Annotated in this window: 14 protein-coding genes; 7 read left to right on the top strand and 7 right to left on the bottom strand. The window is 62.9% G+C overall.

Annotated elements, in window-relative coordinates; all coding sequences use genetic code 11:
* Positions 1–146 precede the first annotated feature (146 nt).
* Entirely contained in the window at positions 147–1,373 is a 1,227-nt protein-coding gene (locus C6W88_RS17465; RefSeq protein ID WP_181248659.1) for an ABC transporter substrate-binding protein, read from the top strand.
* Between the two features lie 149 nt (positions 1,374–1,522).
* Here the strand turns inward: C6W88_RS17465 and C6W88_RS17460 are convergent, their stop codons facing one another.
* Positions 1,523–2,302, bottom strand: coding sequence for an alpha/beta fold hydrolase (locus C6W88_RS17460; protein WP_045993713.1), 780 nt, complete (start codon positions 2,300–2,302; stop codon positions 1,523–1,525).
* Positions 2,303–2,516: 214 nt separating this feature from the next.
* Entirely contained in the window at positions 2,517–3,206 is a 690-nt protein-coding gene (locus tag C6W88_RS17455; RefSeq protein WP_108133390.1) for a 7-cyano-7-deazaguanine/7-aminomethyl-7-deazaguanine transporter, read from the bottom strand.
* A gap of 851 nt (positions 3,207–4,057) precedes the next feature.
* On the opposite strand from C6W88_RS17455, the gene C6W88_RS17450 reads away from it, so the two are divergent.
* A complete protein-coding gene (locus C6W88_RS17450; protein WP_045993715.1) occupies positions 4,058–4,387 on the top strand; it encodes an ArsR/SmtB family transcription factor in 330 nt (109 codons plus the stop codon).
* 175 nt (positions 4,388–4,562) lie between these two features.
* Here the strand turns inward: C6W88_RS17450 and sohB are convergent, their stop codons facing one another.
* Positions 4,563–5,594: a protease SohB gene (sohB, locus tag C6W88_RS17445; RefSeq protein ID WP_108133389.1), complete on the bottom strand. Its 1,032-nt coding sequence runs from the start codon at positions 5,592–5,594 to the stop codon at positions 4,563–4,565.
* Between the two features lie 143 nt (positions 5,595–5,737).
* Here sohB and C6W88_RS17440 point away from each other — a divergent pair, with 143 nt between their 5' ends.
* Complete coding sequence (locus C6W88_RS17440) at positions 5,738–6,046, top strand: SCP2 sterol-binding domain-containing protein (protein WP_045993717.1); 309 nt, start codon at positions 5,738–5,740, stop codon at positions 6,044–6,046.
* Between the two features lie 38 nt (positions 6,047–6,084).
* Here the strand turns inward: C6W88_RS17440 and nudC are convergent, their stop codons facing one another.
* The 4 genes from nudC to C6W88_RS17420 are packed head-to-tail and all read right to left on the bottom strand — an operon-like array spanning position 6,085 to position 8,844.
* A complete protein-coding gene (gene nudC, locus C6W88_RS17435) occupies positions 6,085–6,861 on the bottom strand; it encodes an NAD(+) diphosphatase (RefSeq protein WP_108133388.1) in 777 nt (258 codons plus the stop codon).
* Positions 6,861–7,637, bottom strand: coding sequence for a DNA polymerase III subunit epsilon (gene dnaQ, locus C6W88_RS17430; RefSeq protein WP_108133387.1), 777 nt, complete (start codon positions 7,635–7,637; stop codon positions 6,861–6,863). The genes nudC and dnaQ overlap by 1 nt, the downstream gene beginning before the upstream one ends.
* 47 nt (positions 7,638–7,684) lie before the next feature.
* Entirely contained in the window at positions 7,685–8,119 is a 435-nt protein-coding gene (rnhA, locus tag C6W88_RS17425) for a ribonuclease HI (RefSeq protein WP_231498692.1), read from the bottom strand.
* Between the two features lie 23 nt (positions 8,120–8,142).
* On the bottom strand, positions 8,143–8,844 hold the full coding sequence (locus tag C6W88_RS17420) for a class I SAM-dependent methyltransferase (RefSeq protein WP_231498691.1): 702 nt from the start codon (positions 8,842–8,844) through the stop codon (positions 8,143–8,145).
* 208 nt (positions 8,845–9,052) lie between these two features.
* On the opposite strand from C6W88_RS17420, the gene gloB reads away from it, so the two are divergent.
* From gloB to C6W88_RS17400, 4 genes are all read left to right on the top strand, one after another.
* Complete coding sequence (gene gloB / locus C6W88_RS17415) at positions 9,053–9,820, top strand: hydroxyacylglutathione hydrolase (RefSeq protein ID WP_045993722.1); 768 nt, start codon at positions 9,053–9,055, stop codon at positions 9,818–9,820.
* 74 nt (positions 9,821–9,894) lie between these two features.
* Entirely contained in the window at positions 9,895–11,088 is a 1,194-nt protein-coding gene (locus C6W88_RS17410) for a transglycosylase SLT domain-containing protein (RefSeq protein WP_045993723.1), read from the top strand.
* 45 nt (positions 11,089–11,133) lie between these two features.
* Positions 11,134–12,960, top strand: a complete 1,827-nt coding sequence (locus C6W88_RS17405) for an extracellular solute-binding protein (protein WP_108133385.1) — start codon at positions 11,134–11,136, stop codon at positions 12,958–12,960.
* Between the two features lie 190 nt (positions 12,961–13,150).
* The gene (locus C6W88_RS17400; RefSeq protein WP_083970510.1) at positions 13,151–14,224 is read left to right on the top strand and encodes a microcin C ABC transporter permease YejB; all 1,074 of its coding nucleotides are present in this window, start codon (positions 13,151–13,153) and stop codon (positions 14,222–14,224) included.
* The last annotated feature ends 2 nt before the right edge of the window (positions 14,225–14,226 follow it).

The following is a 14,226-nucleotide window of genomic DNA, read 5'->3' as shown; positions in this document are numbered from 1 at the left end:
CCCCACGCCGCGATCTGTCGAGTGTAACGTGATTCATCGAGCGCACTTCGAATTACCAGGATGTTGATGGATGCCGCTGGTGAACGAAGCTCGCCCTTGGATACACTAGCGCGCTGGTACGAATGCCTGACCCATGGAGATTGTTGATGCCTAAGTCGTCGCCCAGGCAACACCGGCTAATCCGGCTTGCGGGCTTGAGCTTGCTGCTGGCAAGCCTCGGCGCGTTGCCCCCGGCCCTGGCCGAGCCGGAGGCGCCCGCTGAAGCCGCAGCGCAGCAACAGGCAGCGCCGCCCCTTGCCCAGGAGCAACGGGTCGAGACTTCTTTCGAGCAGATTGGCGGAACGCCCCCTACAAGCGCCGAAGCGGCGGTGGTGAGCGATATCCTCGAGCGCTACCGTGGATTGCCTGGTGGACCCGGTATCGACACGCCCGCGATGCCGGTGGCACCGTCGGCCACGGCGGCTCCTGCCGATCCGATCGCACCGCCACCGGTCACCGAGCTGACTCTAGTGCTGGAATGGTCACCCGGGCCGCAGCACGCTGCCTTGCTGGTGGCTCAGGAGAGGGGGCTGTTCTCGCGGCGCGGACTGAACGTCGTGCTGCAGACCCCCGCCGATCCCGACGTACCTGCCAAGCTGGTGGCGGCATCCCAGGCGGATCTGGCACTGACCGACCAGCTGACCCTGCACCGGCTGGTGGACCAGGGGCGCCCCATCATCAGGGTAGCCACCTTGAGCGAATTGCCACTGTCGGCACTGCTGGTACGCGAAGATGCGGACATCGACTCGGTGCTGGGACTGATCGATCACCGGATCGGCTACGCGCAGCGCGCGGGACAAGACGTCTTGCTCAGGGCCATCCTTCAACACGAAGGATTGAACCTGTCCCATGTCGAGGCCAAGGACGTGCACTTCAGCGTGATACGCGCGATGAACGAAGGCTGGATCGATGCCTTTATCGGCGGCGCGGCACTGTCCCTGCCGCGAGAGCTCGCCGACCTCGGCATCGCTACCCGCGCCATGCCGACCGAGACACTGGGTATCCCTGTGCATGACGGCCTGGTCGTCGTGGCCAACCAGGACCACTTTCAGGCACAGAAGGACGCCATTCGCGCCTTCGTCGACGCACTGGAACAAGCCACACGCTGGATCATCGACCATCCCGCCGCGAGCTGGGAGATCATGACTCGACTCGAGCCGACCATGGACAGCCCCGCCAATGCCGAGGCCTGGCCCGACATCAGGCGCCGACTCAGCCTGCGCCCCGGCGCCATGGACCACGGCCGCTATCGTCGCCTGGAGCGCTATCTACATGACCAGAAGATCGTCGAACGCTTGACCCCGATCTCGCGCCTGGGCAAGGACCCCGGCTAATCACTGGCGCCTGGGCATGGACCCCGGCCAATCACCGGCGCCTAGGCATGCACCCCGGCTAAACCACAGACGCCTGGGCAAGGACCCCGGCTAATCAGCGGCACCTGGACCAGGACCCCGGCCAATCACCGGCGCCTTGATTGCACTGGCTAGTCGTCCAGAGAGGCCAGAAACTCGGCCACTTGCTCCTGAAACTCCTGCGCCCTCTCGGTGTGCAGCCAGTGACCAGCGTCCAGGGTCTTGACTTCGGCCCTGGGCAGGACGGCGCGCAGCGACTCAAGCAGGTCATCGGCGACGTAGTCGGAGCGACTACCGCGCAACACCAGCGTCGGCACATCGATGCTTCCTTCGCCACCGGGCGGTGCCATGATCTGGCCGTAGCCGGCTTCGATCGCATCGAGATTGACCCTTAGGCGTAGTACGCGATCGTCGTCGCGCACCAGATTGGTAGCCAGAAACATGCGGGTGGGCTTGTCGTCGATCACCTCAGCCATCAAGGCATCGGCCTCTCGCCGGTCGGTGGGCTCACCCTGCTCGACACGCCGCAGTGCGCTGAAGACGCTATCGTGCCGGTGTTCATAGGCGACCGGCGCGATATCGGCAACGATCAGCGACGCCACCAGCTCAGGATGCAGCCTGGCCAGGGTCATCACCACCTTGCCGCCCATGGAGTGGCCAAGCAGGTGCCCTCTGGTGACGCCGCAGCGGTCCATCACGGCTGCCACGTCCTCGGCCATCTGGTCATAGTCCATACCCTCGGCATGGGGAGAACGGCCATGATTGCGAAGATCCAGGGCGATCACACGGCGCTCGCCCGACCACTGTTTGACATGGGAGCGCCAGTTGTCGGCGCTACCCAGCAGGCCATGAACGATGACCAATGGCTCTCCCTGACCACCACTGTCCGTATATTCCAGGGAAACCGTCATAGCTGCACTCCTTTGAGCGATCGAAGGTTGGTAGAGAGCCGGTAGAACGTCGTGCTTCACGACACCAGCATAGTACTGAACGTGCCAGGCGGGGCGCGGAGCCAGGCAGCAAGCACAGCCAGAGCAAACCAAGGCGGGGCTAGATCGGGACCAGAGCAGAACCAGATCGTAACACCGGCCCAGCAGGCTCAACCGCCGGGGATCGAGGCCCTTATCAGCGTCCCTCTCCCCGAGCGACCTGCTCCGGCCAGACGTCCTGACTGCCGGTCACCGCCACCAGTCGCTGGCTCAGATAACGCAGCAGCACGCCGTACAGGGGCAGGAAAAAGACCAGACTGATCGCAAGTTTGATGGCGTAGTCGACCGCTGCGATTTCTGGCCAATGCTGCGCCATGAACGGGTCAGGGCCAGCCTCGAAGGCGATGGAGAAGAACGCCACGGTATCGACCAGATTACCGACCAGGGTCGACGCCGCCGGCGCCACCCACCAGTGCTTGAGTCGCCTGAGCCGGTCGAAGACCTGCACGTCGAGCAATTGTCCGAGCAGGTAGGCCATGAAACTGGCCAGTGCGATCCGGGCGACAAACAGATCGAAACCATCGAAGGCTGCAAGGCCAGCGAAGCCGCCCTGCGGGAAGACCACCGAGACAACGTACGACACCACCAGCGCGGGCAGCATCACGCGCATCACGATAGCGCGCGCCGGCCCCTTGCCGAACAGGCGTACCGTGAGATCGGTGGCCAAGAAGATGAAGGGAAAGCTGAAAGCGCCCCAGGTCGTGTGCAAGCCAAACACCGTAAACGGCAACTGGACCAGGTAGTTGCTGGCGGCGATGACGACGATATGGAAAACGACCATCAACGCCAGCAGGCGACGGCGCTGTTCGAAGGACAGAGTGAACATCATGATTCCTTTTTCGCAAGGGGTGAGGGAACCCTGGGAACAACCACAATACGGGTACAGGCACGCCTGGCTGCGATACCTCTGGAGGGCGCTGCAGCATGCTGGCTTGAGCAATACCTGGTGCTGTTTCGCCGTCGACTCGCCATCGTCTGCTCAGTGGCACACGACGACTGACGCGAATCGCACCGACCGGGCCGAGCCGGATGGCTCAGAATTCCAAGCCGGATGGCGCACGATTTCGAGCCGTATGGCGATAAGTCTCGCGCCACCGCGTGGGGTGCAAATTTGGCGGCGGAAATTATACGAGACAAGCCTGCGCCTTGCCAGCACTCCCTTGCTCGACCCCTTCCCCTTTACCCACAGGCCACCCCGGGTAGACGGGCAAAATCAGATAACTGCAGATCCAGGCACCAGATGTGCCATACAGGATACCTAGAGAAACCTGATATTGCACAATATTGTCAGTCTGCTAAATACAAATACAATAAACAACGCGATGGACACACTTTGAAAAACTTATTATCTAATTCTGCCGAAACGGTCACAAACACGCGTTTAAGACGCGTTTACTTCAACAATGCGCTATTATTGAGAAGTTTCTTAATCACTAACGGAAAGAAAGGCTTCGGCTTTCATCAGCGACCAAATGAAAGGAGTCCTGCGCCCCGGACCAACACTATTCCGAGGAGCCGGATACGCCGAATCCGACTAGCGGATCTCTTCGATGAGGATGACAAGCCATCCATGCACAACACCTCGATCCCTATTGCCGTCCATCTCGGGTGGCGCCTAGCGCCACGACGTCCAACGGGTGAAATTCGTGTCAGTCACCGCTGCAAGGGAGAGTGCTGATGAACAGCTCACAACGTGTTGCCGGCCGCCTGCTTGAGGGTGGAGATGCCGTGGTAGACAGAGCGAGCGGCCTGCTGAAAGCCATCGCCAACGACAATCGCCTACGAATCCTGTGTCTACTTGAAGGCAACGAGCTGTCCGTGACAGAGCTCAATCAACGCCTGAGCCTGAGCCAGTCGGCCCTATCCCAGCACCTTGCCATCCTCAGGCGAGCCGAGCTGGTCAGTACTCGGCGCTCCTCCCAGACCATCTACTACTCATTGCAAGGCGACAGCGCGAGCATCATGATCGCCGCCATCGTCAAGATGAACGCAGCCAACGACGACTGAAGCGCGACCACAGACTCTGGTCAGGCGCTTCGCACCCGATAGCCCTCGCTGGAGGGCATCGGGCTCGCTCGATGGACAGAACGACTTGGACAGGCGGAGCTGGGGCGGCTCAGGTCAGGCAGTATTGCGATCCAATATTGCGATCCAATGTTATGAACCGCGACGCACGCTTCGTCTACCGATGCTCCCAGCCGGACGCATCGACACGCTCTTCCACCCGGTCGAGCGCCTGCTCGACCATGCCAGAGGCGGAAAAACCAAGACGCTCGGCCAGTGATGGCACCGCCGCAAGCCTCAGGCTCAGCACCTTGCCACGTTCCATCGCCTTGCTGAGATAAGCCTCGCTGGTGGTGACCTCATCCGCCAACCCTCTGGACACGGCCTCTTCTCCGTACCAGACCTCGCCGGTGGACACGGCGTCGATATCCACGCCGGAGCGGCGCTGGTCGACGTAGTCCTTGAACTTGGCATGGATGGCGTCGAGGTCCGCCTGCAGCTTGTCTCTGCCTTCCTCGGTGTTTTCGCCCAGCACGGTGAGCGTGCGCTTGTAGCGCCCGGCGGTCACCAGCTCCACATCGACGTCATGGCGCTTGAGCAGGCGGTGGACATTCGGGATCTGGGCCACCACCCCGATGGAGCCGATTACCGCAAACGGGGCCACCAGGATGCGGTGTGCGTTGCACGCCATCAGGTAGCCGCCGCTGGCCGCTACCTTGTCCACGCAGACCGTGGTCTTGAGCCCCCCCTCGGTGAGCCGGTGCAGTTCCGCCGCACCCTGCCCATAGGTGTGGACCAGGCCTCCGGGGCTCTCCAGTCGAATGACCACCTCGTCCCCTTCCTTAGCCACACCAAGCAGCAAGGACACTTCGCGAGCCAGGCGGTCCACGCCGCTGGCCTTGAGGTTGCCATGAAAATCGATCACCCAGGTGGTGGCGCTCGATGCCACGCCTTCGTCCTGCCTGGGCTTGGTATCCCGACGCCACGGCCAGCGCAGGCGAGACCGCTTTTCTGTGCCTGTCCTGGCGTGTATCAAACGCTCACGCCACTGACGCTGACGCTGACCCAGGTCCTCGATCCTGAGTTGCTCCCTGGGTACACTGCCGCCACCCTTGGCCCGGGCAAGCACGATCAGCGCCAACAGCACGACCCCCGCCACCAGCAGCAGCTGAACAAAAAAGGTCAGGATCTCACCCAGCCAGTCTTCCATCGCTCTCTCCCTGTCACCCGGCACGATTCTGCAAAGACCTGGACCTTGACGGTCATAGGCCCTGAACGGCGCCCGGCCTTGATTGAAACATTCGTTTGAAATACGCTGCCTGACAGCGACTCACACAACTGCAAGGAATTCTCATGTCACAGACACTCGATACGCTACGCTCTCGCTTCAATCCTGACGCTGCCCAGGGCATGCACGAGATCTTCCAGTTCCACTTCAGCGATACCGAGGATCACTATGTCGTCATCGACGATGGCGCACTGGACATCCAGCAGGGCGAGCACGACGATCCCTCTGTCAGCCTGAGCATGAGCAGCGACACCCTCAAGGGCATCATGACCGGTGATATCAACGGCATGACAGCCTTCATGACCGGCAAGCTCAAGGCGACCGGCAATATCATGCTGGCGACCCGCCTGACCGAGCTGTTTCCCGAGAAGTGATGCTCAAATGGGCAGTGGCTCCTCCCGGCGACTGCCCGTCAGGACCGACCGTCACGCACCTCGGACAGGTGCAACTCGATCAACTCCCGCGAGATCGAATAAAGCGGCGGCAACTGCGGTAGCTGCCGTGGCGAGAACCAGGCGGCGTCTTCGATCTCGTGGCCGTCGATCACGATGCGTCGGCTTGCCGCCTCGACCAGATAGCCCAGCATCAGGGAGTGGGGAAAAGGCCAGGCCTGACTGCGAATATAACGCAGCCGCCCCAGCTTCAGACCGACCTCCTCGTGGACCTCGCGATGCACCGCCTGCTCCGCCGACTCTCCCGGTTCGATGAATCCTGCCAGGGTGGAATAGCGTCCGGGTGGAAAACGCGGGCTACGAGCCAGCAACAGCGACTCCCCGTGGGTCACCAGGGTGATGATGCAGGGCGAGATGCGCGGGTAGTTGCGATGGCCGCAATTGTCGCAGTGCATCGCAAACTCGTGTTCCAGGCGCCTGGCTTGGCTGCCGCAACGCCCGCAAAACCGGTGGTTGCCCATCCAGGCACCCACCTGCAGCGCCGTTGACACCAGCCCGTACCATGACTCGGGCAACCTCGACAGCCAGCTACGGCCGTCTGGCCAGTCGGCGGCTGGGCTGTCTTCAAGACGCAGCCCCACCGGTTCGTCCGACCACCAGCACAACGGCTGAACACGCTCATCCCAGGGCTCGACCGGCCCCAGCGGCGTATTGTCCAGGCCAGGCGCCATACAGCCTTTCGCCAGGCGAATGATACGCCCCGACTCGACACCTCTTGGCAGCTCCCGATGCAGCATCAGACACCGTCCTGCGTGGCGCTGCCGGGGCCGGCGTAGACAGGGTCCAGGTCGTCCCAGCGACACTCACCTGCCTTGCCACGCACCTTGTCGAGCTTGGCCAGATGGGCCGCCATCTCCTGCTCTGTCGGGCGTACCACGCTCAACCGCCCCGGCTCCAATGACAGCCGACGCACCGAAAGCTCGCCGGGCACTGCCGCCTGCTGGTCGCTGTCGTTGCCCGCATCCAGGGTCAGGGCAGTCTGCCCACCGGTCATCGCCAGATAGACGTCTGCCAGGATCTCGGCATCGAGCAAGGCCCCGTGCAGCACGCGGTGACCATTGTCGATATCGTAGCGCTTGCAAAGGGCGTCGAGGCTGTTGCGCTGCCCCGGGTGCAGCCCCCGTGCCATGGTCAGGGTATCGAGGATACGACAGTGATCCTTGACGGGCCCTGCATATAGCTCGGGGTGGGTGGCCTTCAACAGCTTGAATTCGTGGTCGATGAAGCCGACATCGAAGGGCGCGTTATGGATGACCAGCTCGGCCCCGCGAATAAACTCCCAGAAGTCGGCCGCCACCTCGGCGAACACCGGCTCATTGGCGACCCGCTCGTTGGTGATGCCGTGGACACCGATCGCCTCGGCATCGATCTCACGCTCGGGATTGATGTATTGATGGTAGGAATTTCCGGTCAGACGCCGGTTTATCATCTCCACGGCGCCGATCTCGATGAGACGGTGGCCGTCGCGAGTCTCGATACCGGTGGTCTCGGTATCCAGTACAATCTGTCGCATTCTGGGTCCCTGATGTCGGATGGGCTGTGGGGTGTGGGCCGACGGCGTCAGGCGCCTTCCAGCAACTCGTCGATGGCCTCGTTGACCAGGGCGTCGGCGGCCTCGTTTCCAGGGTGGCCGCTGTGCCCCTTGACCCAATGCCAGCTGACCTGGTGTCGGCGTGTCTGCTCATGCAGCTCGCGCCACAGATCGGCGTTCTTCACCGGCTGCCTGGAAGCCGTCTTCCAGCCACGCTTGATCCAGCCATGGATCCATTCGGTGATGCCCTTGCGCAGATACTCCGAATCTGTCCAGAGATCCACGTGACACTCGCGCTTGAGCGTCTTCAGCGCCATGATCGCGGCGGTCAGCTCCATTCGGTTGTTGGTGGTATCACGCTCGGCGCCCTTGAGCGACTTGCGGTGATCCCCGCTTTCCAGCAGCGCTCCCCAGCCGCCGGGTCCGGGATTGCCGCGGCAACCCCCGTCGGTGTAAATGGTCACGACAGGGAGTGAATCGGGAGTGGTCAACGCATTGCTACCTTCTTCTGCTTGGGGGTCTGCCGCACACTGGGCTCGAGCCTGGTGGTGCCGAGTGCGGTGTTACCGACCGGCAAGCCGAACAGCGGGCGTTTTCCCTGGGTACAGGCCAGCTGCGAGCGGCAGCGAGCCTGGATGATATAACAATCGCCCAGGGGCAGGTTGTGGCGCCGGCCAAGGGTCTCCAGCATGCCATTGCCACCGGCGAGCCCCGGCAGGCGAAATCGGCAGTAGTCTACCCGCTCGATCTCGAAGTCGACAAACTGAAGCCAGTCCTTCATCGTCCGCGGCGTTCGCCATACGCCCTGCCCCGGCAGCTGCCGCCGGCGGCGAGGCCGAACCCTCATCAAGCCCGACGATGACAGCGGAGACCAGCCGAGCAGCACCAGTCGCCCCTGCGGCGAGACCACCCGGGCGGCCTCCTGCAGAAGCTGGTGGGGGTGGGACACCACCTCCAGCAAGTGATTGAGCACCACCACGTCCATCGCCCCATCGGGCAGAGCCAAGCGCTCAGGACGGCAAACCAGCGTGCTGGAACTTTCCGCCAGCTCCCTGGTCGGAGACCACCGTATCCAGTGGCGCACCGCGCTCATGTCGGCCAGTGGCTCGGCCAGTGACATTTCAAGACCGTGCTGGCCGCACCAGCGTTCGGCCAGCGGGCCCAGGCAGGCTCGCTCGGAACGCCGCACGGCGCATCCGCTGTCGCTGGACCAATAGCGTCGAGCGTGCCGCACCAGGCACGCGAGCTCCATCGGCTCCGACGCATTTGACATAGTCGACCTGTGCCTCCAAAGTGTCTGATTTTGCAAGGCGAAAAAACGAAGTTTACTGAAGTCTGCGCCGGCCGCCCAGCTAGATGCTGCCCGCTCAAGGCTCGCTCCGAGGACCCTGCCGACCATGTTAAGCGTGACACCGATTCCAGCCTTTAGCGACAACTATATCTGGCTGCTGCGCCAGGATTCGAGTCAAGAGGTCTGCGTCGTGGATCCCGGTGACGCCGAGCCTGTTCTGCGCTTTCTCGAACGTGAAGGGCTGAGCCTGGGCTGCATCCTGCTGACCCATCACCACCATGACCACACCGGCGGCGTTGCCGAACTGATCCAGCGCTATTCGCCCCGGGTGATCGGGCCGGATAACCCCGAGATCGCAGGCGTCGACGAGATCGTGCGTGACGGTGACGAGTTTCGCGTCATGGGCCGCCTGTTCGAGGTGATGGCGGTGCCTGGGCACACCCTGGACCATCTGGCCTTCTTTACCGCAGGCATCCCGCCGCTGCTGTTCTGTGGGGACACCCTGTTCAGCGGTGGCTGCGGACGCCTGTTCGAAGGTACCCCGGAGCAGATGAAGGGGTCCCTCGACCGACTGAATTCCCTGCCGGCGGATACACTGGTATTCTCCGCGCACGAATATACATTGGCTAACCTCGCTTTTGCGAAGGCGGCCAACCCCGGCAACCCCGACGTTGCCACCGCCTTCGACGAATGTCAGAAGGCACGAGATCTGGACCGACCCACGCTGCCTACAACGATGGAACGTGAGCGCCGCATCAATCCCTTCCTTCGTTGCGATGATGAAGATGTCAAGCGCGCTGCCTCAGCCCATGGGTCGACCGATAGCACGGACGCCACCTTTGCCACGCTAAGAGCCTGGAAGGATTCCTTCTGAACGGCTCGGCGTCCTGAACCATCGTCCCACAGGACGCCCGCGATAAGCATCGCGGGCCAGGAGTTTCTGTACGCATGACATTTCACACGACCCGTAGACGACTTCTTGGCGCGGCCAGCAGTCTGGCCCTCCTTGGCTCGTTGATGGCCGGTGCCTATACATCCCAGGCCTCGCCACTCCCCCCCGGTGGCGCCATGCCATATGGCGGAACCAGCGCTGACGCAAGCGCCGCGCCTTCGCATCAACACCTGACTCGCCACTTCTGGGATGCCCTGGAACTCGAGCCGCAGGATGCCTGGACGAGTCTGCGGGCGGATTTCCAGTGGCAGGACCAGCCGGTCAATGCCCGCGTGCAGGAATGGATCGACTACTACCAGGACAGCCCCCATAACGTGGCGGAGATCACCGAGCGCGCCCGCCCCTGGCTCGCCTGGATCACCCAGCAGGTCGAATCACGTGGTCTGCCGGGCGAGATCGCGCTGATCCCCTTCGTCGAGAGCTCCTTCGATCCCAAGGCACGTAGCCACTTTGGCGCCGTCGGACTGTGGCAGATCATGCCGCGTACCGGTGACGCCCTCGGCCTCAAGCGCAATGGTGCCTGGGATGGCCGCAATGATGTCGTGGCCTCCACCCGCGCCGCCCTGGACTACATCGAGATGCAGGCGGATCAGTGGTACGAGGGCGACCTTCAGTTGTCACTCGCGGCATACAACGCCGGCGCCGGCACCGTCAACAATGCCCGCCGTGCGGCACAGGCTCGCGGACTCGCCGGCGACTACTGGGATCTCAACCTGCCCTCGGAGACCATGGCGTACGTGCCGAAGCTGATGGCCATCTCGCGGATCATCAATGATCCCGAGCGCTATGGCGTCAACCTTCCGGAGATCAGCGGCTCGGCGGCCTTTGCCAAGGTCTCGGTCACCGCACCGATCTCGTTGAACAAGGCAGCCGCTCTGGCCGGAGTGACCACCCACGAGCTGAGCGAACTGAACCCCGGACTCAAGTCGCGCAACGTCAACCCGCGTCACACCCGTCAGATTCTGGTGCCGGCAGAAAGCGCCGCCACCCTGCGCAATGCCTTGAGCAACCTGGGGCAGATCGAAGTGGCCAGCGCCTCCGACGAGACCCATGTCGTCGAGAGCGGAGACACCTTGAACCGCATCGCCATGCTTCATTCCATCTCGCCTCGGGACCTGGCACGCTGGAATGGCATCGACAACCCGCAGGCTCTTCAACCCGGTCAGCAACTGACACTTTCCGGTCGGTAAAGCGGGCGCCACGGTGGCGCCCCTCAGGACAAGGACTCCACCGCCATGCGACAGGTGGCAATTGGCGCCTGCCTGCTGGGCGCCCTGCTGGCGACCGCTAGCGAGGCCGCAGACGTTTCCAGCGTGCCCACCGTGCACGCCCTTCCGCTCTATGGTGAGCCGGCCCTGCCGGCTGACTTTCGCCACTTTCCCCATGCCAATCCTGATGCTCCGTCAGGCGGTGATTTGATTCGCGCCGCCCAGGGCAGCTTCGATTCGACCAATCCGTTTATTGTTCGTGGCACGCCAGCCTCTGGCCTTACACAGATCTACGACACCCTGCTCGAATCGAACCCGGGAGAGCCCTTCACCATGTATGGGCTCCTGGCCGAGGGTATCCGCCTGGACCCCGAACGGCGCTGGGTCGAGTTCGACCTGCGCCCCGAAGCGCGCTTCCATGACGGCGAACCCGTGGACGCCCAGGACGTGGTATTCAGCTTCGAGACGCTGACCACCAAGGGGCAGCCCTTCTACCGCGCCTACTACAGCGATGTCGACAGCGTCACCGCCATCGACAGCGACACCGTGCACTTCGACCTCGGTGACAGCGAAAGCCGTGAACTGCCGCTGATCCTGGGCCAGATGCCGATCCTGCCCGAGCATTACTGGCGTGATCGCGACTTCGAGGCGGTGACCCGCGATTCGCTGCTCGGCTCCGGCCCCTATCGGATCGCCGAGGTCGATCCGGGCCGCCGCATCGTCTACGAGCGCGTCGACGACTACTGGGGTAGCGAGGTACCGGTCAACGTCGGCCGACACAATATCGGACGGCTGATCTACGACTACTATCGCGACCAGACGGTGGCACTGGAGGCCTTCAAGGCCGGCAATCTCGACTTCCGTCTCGAGAATTCCGCGAGCAACTGGGCCACGGCCTACGACTTCCCGGCGCGCGAGCAGGGCTTCGTCAGGCAGCTTCAGGTCCATGACGGCCAGCCCGCTGGCATGCAGGCCTACGTCATGAACCTGCGCAAGGCCAAGTTTCAGGATCGCCGCGTGCGCGAGGCGATCACTCTTGCCTTCGACTTCCCCTGGCTGAACAGAAACCTGTTCTACGACGCCTATGCGCGCACCGACAGCTACTTCGAGAATTCCGAGATGGAAGCCACCGGCTTGCCGTCCGAAGACGAGCTGGCACTGCTCAAGCCCTTCCGCGACCAGCTGCCGGAGAGCGTCTTCAGCGAGCCACTGCCGATGCAGCAGCCCCAGGAGATGCGTCCACGCCTGAGGAAGGCCCTGGAACTTCTGCGTGAGGCCGGCTACGAGGCCCGTGACGGGGTAATGATCGACCCCGAGAATGGCGAGCCACTGCACGTCGAGATCCTGCTTTACAGCACCCAGTTCGAGCGCATCGCCCAACCGCTGCTGCGAAGGCTGGCCCGACTGGGGGTGCAGGGCAATATCCGTACCGTCGACGTCAATCAGTACCTCAATCGTCTGCGCAGCTTCGACTTCGACATGGTGGTGGGCAGCTTTCCGCAGTCCTTGAGTCCCGGCAATGAACAGCGTGAGTTCTGGGGCAGCGAGTATGCCGAACGCCCCCAGAGCCGGAATCTGATCGGCCTTCAGGATCCCGTCATCGACGCTCTGGTCGATCGCCTGATCGCCGCCGACTCGCGCCAGGCACTGGACACCGCCGCCCAGGCGCTGGACAGAGTGCTGCGCTGGGGCTTCTACGTGGTCCCGCAGTTCCATCTGGCCGCCCACCGCATCGCGGTGTGGGACAAGTTTGCCTGGCAGGAGCCCTTCCCCGAGTACACGCTGGACCTGAGCGCCTGGTGGGTAGACCCTGAACGCGAGGCGGTCATCGAGGATCGTCAGCGTAGCCGTTGATTCAACGGCGGCCCAAGGGCGCTGTGCTGTGGTAAGAAGGTCAAAGATTCAGAGGGCAGGCGCACGTGTCCAGCCCGAACGGCAGGCCCGACCACGCCGGCGGCCCTGATACAGAAAATGTTTCTGGTGGTGCGAAGCGTCGTGCGAAACGACGCTTCGCCTTGGCAAACCCAATCCTCAAGGAAATGCCGTGGGTGCCTACGTACTGCGCCGTCTGCTGCTGATGATCCCCACCCTGCTGGGGATCATGCTGCTCAACTTCATCATCGTCCAGGCCGCGCCGGGCGGGCCCATCGACCAGTTGCTGGCACGTTTCGAGGGCTTTTCCAGCGAGGCCAGTACGCGCCTGCAGGGCGGTGGCGGCGAGACCATCGATAGCGGCGAGTCTCGCGGCAGCCGCGGGATCCCCGAGCAGTTCATCACCCAGCTTGAGCAGCAGTTCGGCTTCGACAAGCCGGCCCATGAACGCTTTATCGACATGATGGTGGACTACGCCACCTTCGACTTCGGCGAGAGCTTCTTTCGCGGCGAGGCGGTCACCACCCTGATGTTCGAGCGACTTCCGGTGTCGATCTCGCTAGGTCTGTGGACCACCCTGCTGGTGTATCTGGTGTCGATCCCGTTGGGGGTACGCAAGGCCCTGAGACACGGCTCCGCCTTCGATGTCTGGACCTCCGGCCTGGTCATCGTCGGCTACGCCATTCCCGGCTTCCTGTTCGCTATCCTGCTGATCGTGCTGTTCGCCGGCGGCAGCTACTTCGACGTCTTCCCGCTGCGAGGGCTGACGTCACCGGACTTTTCCGAGCTCAGCGCCTGGGGCAAGGTCAAGGACTACCTGTGGCATATCGTGCTGCCGGTCAGCGCCTCGGCCATCGGCAGCTTCGCCACCCTGACCATGCTGACCAAGAACAGCTTTCTCGACGAGATCCACCGCCAGTACGTGCTGACCGCCCGGGCCAAGGGTGCCAGCGACAGGCGGGTGCTCTATGGCCACGTCTTCCGCAACGCCATGCTGATCATCATTGCCGGGATGCCGTCGGCGCTGATCGGGATCTTCTTCACCGGCTCGCTGTTGATCGAGGTGATCTTCTCGCTCAACGGGCTGGGCCTGCTCGGTTTCGAGGCGGTCATGCAGCGTGACTATCCGGTGATCTTCGGCACCCTCTACCTCTACACCCTGATCGGCCTGATACTCAAACTGGTTTCCGACCTGACGTACGTCTGGGTGGATCCGCGCATCGACTTCGAGACACGGGAATCCTGATC

Origin of the sequence: Halomonas litopenaei (assembly GCF_003045775.1) — a bacterium.
Lineage (GTDB): Bacteria > Pseudomonadota > Gammaproteobacteria > Pseudomonadales > Halomonadaceae > Halomonas > Halomonas litopenaei.
This window is presented reverse-complemented; position numbering and strand designations above follow the sequence as displayed.

What these genes read in the sequence shown, in the direction of transcription:
- C6W88_RS17440 (WP_045993717.1), top strand. Translation starts at nt 5,738, where the DNA reads ATGTCACAGACACTCGATACGCTACGCTCTCGCTTCAATCCTGACGCT.
- dnaQ (WP_108133387.1), bottom strand. Translation starts at nt 7,637, where the DNA reads ATGCGACAGATTGTACTGGATACCGAGACCACCGGTATCGAGACTCGC.
- C6W88_RS17450 (WP_045993715.1), top strand. Translation starts at nt 4,058, where the DNA reads ATGAACAGCTCACAACGTGTTGCCGGCCGCCTGCTTGAGGGTGGAGAT.
- C6W88_RS17460 (WP_045993713.1), bottom strand. Translation starts at nt 2,302, where the DNA reads ATGACGGTTTCCCTGGAATATACGGACAGTGGTGGTCAGGGAGAGCCA.
- sohB (WP_108133389.1), bottom strand. Translation starts at nt 5,594, where the DNA reads ATGGAAGACTGGCTGGGTGAGATCCTGACCTTTTTTGTTCAGCTGCTG.
- C6W88_RS17410 (WP_045993723.1), top strand. Translation starts at nt 9,895, where the DNA reads ATGACATTTCACACGACCCGTAGACGACTTCTTGGCGCGGCCAGCAGT.
- C6W88_RS17455 (WP_108133390.1), bottom strand. Translation starts at nt 3,206, where the DNA reads ATGTTCACTCTGTCCTTCGAACAGCGCCGTCGCCTGCTGGCGTTGATG.
- gloB (WP_045993722.1), top strand. Translation starts at nt 9,053, where the DNA reads ATGTTAAGCGTGACACCGATTCCAGCCTTTAGCGACAACTATATCTGG.
- nudC (WP_108133388.1), bottom strand. Translation starts at nt 6,861, where the DNA reads ATGCTGCATCGGGAGCTGCCAAGAGGTGTCGAGTCGGGGCGTATCATT.
- C6W88_RS17465 (WP_181248659.1), top strand. Translation starts at nt 147, where the DNA reads ATGCCTAAGTCGTCGCCCAGGCAACACCGGCTAATCCGGCTTGCGGGC.
- C6W88_RS17405 (WP_108133385.1), top strand. Translation starts at nt 11,134, where the DNA reads ATGCGACAGGTGGCAATTGGCGCCTGCCTGCTGGGCGCCCTGCTGGCG.